Here is a 5,637-nt window from a genome sequence, read left to right on the forward strand (position 1 = left end):
AAATGGCCCGTTTTGCTTGAACAAAAGCAAGGCGGGCTGTTACAATATACTAGAGAACCCTTTTCAAGCGTATAGCGAACAGAAAAAGGGACGCAAAAATCATCAAATAGGAGGAATTTCCTTGAAAAGCATGACTGGATACGGACGAGCTCGACAGATGCTGCATGACCGCGACATCACCGTTGAGCTTCGTTCTGTCAACCACCGCTATCTGGATGTCAATGTAAAGGCTCCGCGCATGTACGGCTTTTTGGAAGAAGCAGTAAAGACGGCTGTTGGCAAGATGATTGCCCGCGGCAAAGTGGACGTATATGTCACGATTGATGCCAGCGCATCCGACGATGTGAAGATTTCGCTCAATCATAAGTTGCTGGAGAATTATCTGGAGCTGCTGCATGAGATGTGCGATACGTATCAGATGCAGGACGACATTAGTGTTATGGCAGCATCTCGCCTGCCAGATGTCTTTTCTACAGAAAAGCAGGAGGCAGATGTCGATGAGCTGACTGCTGATGTCCTGCAGGTACTTGAAGCCGCAGGCGCAGATTTCTGCGAAATGCGCGCTCGTGAAGGCGAAAAGATGAAGGAAGACGTTCTGTCTCGCAAGCAGACCATTCTTGGCTATGTCGCTGAGATTGAGAAGCGTTCGCCGCAGGCTGTCGAGGAATATCGTGCGAAGCTGACCGCCCGCATGAACGAGATTCTGGCAGATACGACGATTGACCCGCAGCGCATTTTGGCAGAGGCGGCAATTTACGCGGACCGCACCGCGGTAGATGAAGAATCCGTGCGCCTGCGCAGCCATATGCATCAGCTGGAGATTATGGCAGCAGAGGAAAAGCCGGTAGGACGCAAGCTGGACTTCTTGGTACAGGAAATGAACCGCGAAGCTAACACCATTGGTTCTAAGGCAAATGATATGGAAATGGCAAAGATTGTCGTGGACATCAAGGCTGAAATTGAAAAGATCCGCGAGCAGATCCAGAACATTGAGTAACGGAGGCCTTCCATGAAGCTCATTAACATTGGATTTGGCAATATGATTTCCGCGGATCGTCTCATCGCCATTGTCTCGCCGGATTCTGCACCGATTAAGCGCACCGTACAGGAAGCGCGCGACCGCAATATGCTCATCGACGCGACGTATGGCAGACGCACTCGTGCGGTCATTATCATGGACAGCGATCATGTTGTGCTGTCTGCTATTCTTCCGGAGACGATTTCGGGCAGAATGGACAGCCGCAGTACAGAGGAGGAGAAAAACGATGTCTGAAAAAGGAATTTTGTTTGTGCTCACAGGACCGTCTGGTGTCGGAAAGGGCACCGTCCTCAAGCAGGTGCGCGAGCACAAGCCGTTGTTTTATTCGATTTCTGCGACCACCCGCAAGCCGCGTGAGGGCGAGCAGGATGGCGTACACTATCATTTTATGACCCGTGAGAAGTTCCAGCAGCTCGTCGAAGAAGGCGGATTTTTGGAACATGCGGAGTTTAGCGAGAATTGCTATGGCACACCGGCGGCACCGGTAGATGCAGAATTGCAGGCGGGACGAGATGTCCTGTTGGAAATTGAGGTGCAGGGTGCCATGCAGGTCAAGCAAGCACGTCCGGAAGCCGTTCGTATTTTCCTCGCTCCGCCGAGCTTTGAAGAGCTGGAGCGAAGATTGGTAGGCCGCGGCACAGAAGAACCGGAAGTCGTGCAGCGTCGTCTGAGGGCGGCCAAGCATGAGCTGACACTCGCACCGGAATTTGACTATATTGTCGTAAACAACACGGTAGAACAGGCTGTCAGCGATGTGCTGGCGATTATACAGGCAGAGGCGTGCCGCTCGTCCCGTGTGACACTGAAATAACAAAAACAAGCGTTTATAAAAGGAGTATTTATTTATGTTAAAGCCATCTATGCAGGATTTGATGAAGAAAGTCAACAACCGCTATCTGCTGGTCAATCTGTCTGCACAGCGCGCTCGCGATCTGTGTGCAGAAGAGGAAGCGACCGGTAAGGAACTGCCGGATAAGCCGGTAAAGCTCGCGCTGGACGAAATCAGCGACGGTGAGATTGAATACCGCGAGGGACCGAAGCCGGAGCCGGAAAAGCCGGAAGATTTGGTTGCCGCTGCTGCAGAAGAGAACGAGGTAGATCTGTTCGCAGATGAGCGCGAAGAGCAGCCGGTAGATCTGGCAGATGATACCGACACCGAAGAAGGAACCAGCGATGAACTTTTCCGGTAAAACTGTCGTTCTCGGCGTAACCGGTGGTATTGCGGCATACAAAGCCTGTGATTTAGTCAGCCGTCTGCACAAGAAAGGCATCAATATTCGGATTATTATGACCGAACACGCCTGTGAATTTGTTCGGCCGTTGACATTGGAAGTATTGTCCGGCAATCGCGTGGTGACAGATATGTTTAACCGCGATTTTCCGTGGGAGGTCGAGCATATTTCCCTCGCCAAGGCGGCAGATGTTTTTGCTGTCGTTCCGGCGACTGCCAATATTTTGGGCAAGTATGCCCATGGCATTGCGGATGACATGCTGTCCACAACCCTACTGGCTACCCGTGCACCGGTGCTGTTTGCTCCGGCGATGAATACAAACATGTATGAGCATCCAGCTGTGCAGGAAAATATTGCTGCACTCAAGCAGCGTGGATGTCTGTTTGTCGAACCGGCATCCGGCCATTTGGCGTGCGGGGATACCGGAAAAGGCAAGCTGGCGGATGTAGAGACCATTGAACAGGCGATTCTCGACGCGCTGACCGAAAAGGATATGGAAGGAATGCATGTCACGGTTACCGCTGGTCCGACGCGCGAAGCAATGGATCCGGTTCGCTTCTTGTCCAATCATTCCACAGGTAAGATGGGATATGCGATTGCCCGCAGTGCAAAGATGCGCGGCGCACAAGTCACGTTGATTACCGGCCCAGTTTCGCTCGCACCGCTGGATGGTGTGCGCATGATACCGATTACTTCGGCCTGCGAAATGCGCGAGGCAGTGATGGAAGCTCTGCCGCAGTCTGATTTGGTCATTAAGGCAGCTGCTGTCGGCGACTATCGTCCGGCACAGTTCCAAGACGACAAGATCAAAAAACACGACGATGATATGTCGGTTTCTCTTGTGCGAAATCCGGATATTCTGGCGGAAATCGGCGAAAATAGACGAGATGACCAGGTAATTTGCGGTTTCTCTATGGAGACACGCGATTTGCTGGAGAATTCCACAAAGAAACTCAAAAAGAAAAATTGCGATGTCATTGTCGCGAATAATTTGAAAGTAGAGGGTGCAGGTTTTGCGGGTGATACTAATGTGGTCACGCTGCTGTATCGAGACGGAACCGTAGAGCCGTTGGAGCTGATGGAAAAAGACAGCGTAGCGGATATTTTGCTCGAACGTCTCGTCGCTCTGTACCGAAAGAAACAAGCATGAGATTCGATGTTTGCCGTGTAGCTGTTTCCGATGCGACCTATGCGTTTGACAAGCTGTACGACTATGACATTCCGCCGAATCTGATAGGAGCTGTTGTGCCAGGCGTGCGCGTGCTTCTTCCGTTTGGGCGCGGCGACCGTACCCGTGAAGCCATTGTTGTGCGCATGGGGTGTGATCCGCAGGCGCAGTACAAGCGCAAGAGCATTTTAGACGTGCTAGATGAGACGCCGGTACTGGATGCACACGCGCTGTCTCTGGCGGCACATTTGTGCTCCACGCTGTTTTGCACGTTTTATGACTGTGCACGCGCGATGCTTCCGGCAGGATTGTGGTTTCGCAAAACCGAGCAATATGCGCTGACGCAAGAGACAACTGAAGCCAAACGGCAGCAATTGGCGCATCAGTATCCGGTGTTGCAGCACTTTTCTAAGAAAAAACGTGTGATTGCAGTCAAAACGTTAACGGAGCTGTGCGGCGGTACGCTGCCGGAACAACAGATCCAAGACCTGCTGCAAACAAAGGTCTTGGAACAGAGCAGTGCTTTTGATCGGCGCATCAACGACAAGACCGTCACCATGTACCGGTTGGGAATGCCGCGCGATGATGCGATGGCCATGGCAGAGCGAGGGCGCAGCCATGTTCGTATGGACATTGTCAGTGTACTGGCACAGGAAGGACGCATGAGCCGCTCCGACCTCAAGTATATGACCGGGGCGAGTGACGCCATTCTTCGGGCGATGGTCAAAAATGGTATGTTAGATCGGTGGGAGGAGGAGACCTTCCGACTGCCGGAACAGCCAAGTCCATCAGAACGACAAGAGTTTATTCTGAATGCAGCGCAGCAGAACGCCTATGACCGCATGGAGCCTTTGCTGCTGTCTGGACATCCCGAAGCAGCTTTGCTGTTTGGCGTCACAGGAAGCGGCAAGACACAGGTATATATGAAGCTGATTGACCGTGCCCTACAGGCGGGAAAAAGCGCGATTGTGCTTGTACCGGAAATTGGATTGACACCGCAGCTCATTCGGAAATTTATGGCACAGTTTGGCGACTGCACCGCGGTGCTGCACTCGGCATTGTCTGTCGGTGAACGATATGACAGCTGGAAACGCATTCGTGCCGGTGAAGCGCGAGTGATTGTCGGTACACGGTCGGCAGTCTTTGCACCGGCGCAAAATTTGGGACTTATCATTCTGGATGAAGAACAGGATGATGCCTATAAATCCGAAACCAGTCCGCGGTATCATGCGCGGGATGTGGCGAAATACCGCGCGATGCAAGAAAATGCGTTTGTCTTGTTTGGCTCTGCGACACCGGCAATTGAGACGTTTTACGGCGCAGAGATGGGAAAATATCCTGTGTTGTTTCTGCGTGAACGCTATTCTGGGGCGGCATTGCCGCGCGTCACGATTGCAGATATGCGCGGTTTAGTTCAACAGGGATATGTCAGCGCCATTGGCCCTGTCCTGCGGCAGGAGATGGAGCAGTGCTTCGCAGAAGGGCATCAATGCATCTTATTTTTAAACCGTCGTGGTGCCGCCAAACAGGTCACATGTACGGCGTGCGGCTGGACACCGGAATGCCCTTCGTGCAGTGTATCTATGACGTATCACTCGGTCAATCATCGGCTGATGTGTCATTACTGCGGAAAGAGCATTCCCGTCAGGCATACCTGTCCGAATTGCGGCAGTACGCATCTCAGATGGGAAGGGATTGGCACACAAAAGCTGGAAACTGAGCTGCAAGAGCTGTTTCCGGAGCGGAAGATTCTCCGCATGGATGCGGACACGACGAGCACCAAAGGGGCTCATGCCAAGCTGCTGGAAGCGTTTGAAGAGGAAAAGGCGGACATTCTGCTCGGCACACAGATGGTTACCAAAGGCTTGGATTTTGACCGCGTGACACTGGTCGGTATTGTAGATGCAGATCAATCGCTGTTTGCGCAGGACTATCGCGCCAGAGAGCGGACGTTTTCGCTGCTTACGCAGGTCGTAGGACGCGCTGGGCGCAGACAAGCACAGGGACATGCAGTAATTCAGACATACCATCCAGAGGATTCTGTGATTTTGAACGCCGCCCGGCAGGATTATGAACAGTTTTATGAGGAAGAACTAGAGCGTCGCCGCTTGCTGCAATGTCCGCCGATTGCGCAGCTTGTCGTCCTGACAGCTGTGGGAGAGGACGAACAGGAGGTGTTGCAGGCTCTATCTGCTGTC

Annotated in this window: 6 protein-coding genes; all 6 read left to right on the forward strand. The window is 52.5% G+C overall.

Annotated elements, in window-relative coordinates:
• Positions 1–130: 130 nt before the first annotated feature.
• Entirely contained in the window at positions 131–997 is an 867-nt protein-coding gene (locus tag ACR0P9_RS06825; protein WP_432618584.1) for a YicC/YloC family endoribonuclease, read from the forward strand.
• A gap of 12 nt (positions 998–1,009) precedes the next feature.
• Positions 1,010–1,273 carry an extracellular matrix/biofilm regulator RemA gene (gene remA, locus ACR0P9_RS06830; protein WP_432618574.1) on the forward strand — a complete coding sequence of 88 codons (264 nt, stop codon included), beginning with the start codon at positions 1,010–1,012 and terminating at the stop codon, positions 1,271–1,273.
• On the forward strand, positions 1,266–1,850 hold the full coding sequence (gene gmk / locus ACR0P9_RS06835) for a guanylate kinase (protein WP_432618576.1): 585 nt from the start codon (positions 1,266–1,268) through the stop codon (positions 1,848–1,850). Before remA ends, gmk begins: the two co-directional genes overlap by 8 nt.
• A gap of 34 nt (positions 1,851–1,884) precedes the next feature.
• Positions 1,885–2,229, forward strand: coding sequence for a DNA-directed RNA polymerase subunit omega (gene rpoZ, locus ACR0P9_RS06840; protein ID WP_432618578.1), 345 nt, complete (start codon positions 1,885–1,887; stop codon positions 2,227–2,229).
• The gene (gene coaBC, locus ACR0P9_RS06845) at positions 2,213–3,421 is read left to right on the forward strand and encodes a bifunctional phosphopantothenoylcysteine decarboxylase/phosphopantothenate--cysteine ligase CoaBC (protein WP_432618580.1); all 1,209 of its coding nucleotides are present in this window, start codon (positions 2,213–2,215) and stop codon (positions 3,419–3,421) included. Before rpoZ ends, coaBC begins: the two co-directional genes overlap by 17 nt.
• Positions 3,418–5,637, forward strand: a 2,220-nt coding sequence (priA, locus tag ACR0P9_RS06850; protein WP_432618582.1) for a replication restart helicase PriA, incomplete at its 3' end; no start/stop codon positions are given. The genes coaBC and priA, both read left to right, overlap by 4 nt.

The organism is Butyricicoccus sp. (assembly GCF_050872565.1).
GTDB lineage: Bacteria > Bacillota > Clostridia > Oscillospirales > Butyricicoccaceae > Butyricicoccus_A.